A 651-nucleotide genomic window follows, 5' to 3' on the forward strand; every position below is an offset into this window, starting at 1 on the left:
GGGTCACCGCGTCCAGCGCGCAGCCCGCCCCGGTGACCCCGGCCCCGATCACCAGCACGTCGAACTCCTCCGACGCGAGCTGCTCGAGGGCGGTGGCCCGCGTCGAGGGGCTGAGGGCCGTTCATCTGGATCCTCCGGTGGGTGCGGTCGCGAGGGCGTCGGGCTGCTGCCCTCCTAGTGTGCGCGACCCGGTGGCGGCGGAGCCGCTCAGCACTCGATCACGTTGACGGCCAGGCCGCCCCGTGAGGTCTCCTTGTACTTGTCCTTCATGTCGGCCCCGGTCTCGCGCATGGTCTTGATCGCGTTGTCCAGCGACACCTTGTGGCTGCCGTCGCCGCGCATCGCGATCCGGGCCGCGTTGATCGCCTTCATGCTGGCCATGGCGTTGCGCTCGATGCACGGGATCTGCACCAGCCCACCGACCGGGTCGCAGGTCAGACCCAGGTTGTGCTCGATGCCGATCTCAGCGGCGTTCTCCACCTGCGCCGGGGTGCCGCCGAGCAGCTCGCACAACCCGCCGGCGGCCATCGCGCAGGCCGAGCCGACCTCGCCCTGGCAGCCGACCTCGGCACCGGAGATCGAGGCGTTCTCCTTGAACAGGATCCCGACCGCGGCGGCGGTGAGCAGGAAGCGGACCACCCCGTCGTCGTT

At 70.8% G+C, this 651-nt stretch carries 1 protein-coding gene; it reads right to left on the reverse strand.

All coding sequences use genetic code 11. The annotated features are described in order from the left end of the window. Nucleotides 1-207: 207 nt before the first annotated feature. A partial coding sequence (locus M3677_RS16795) for an L-serine ammonia-lyase, iron-sulfur-dependent, subunit alpha (RefSeq protein ID WP_251161110.1) occupies nucleotides 208-651 on the reverse strand: 444 nt, incomplete at its 5' end.

Source organism: Curtobacterium sp. P97 (assembly GCF_023712445.1).
Lineage (GTDB): Bacteria > Actinomycetota > Actinomycetes > Actinomycetales > Microbacteriaceae > Curtobacterium.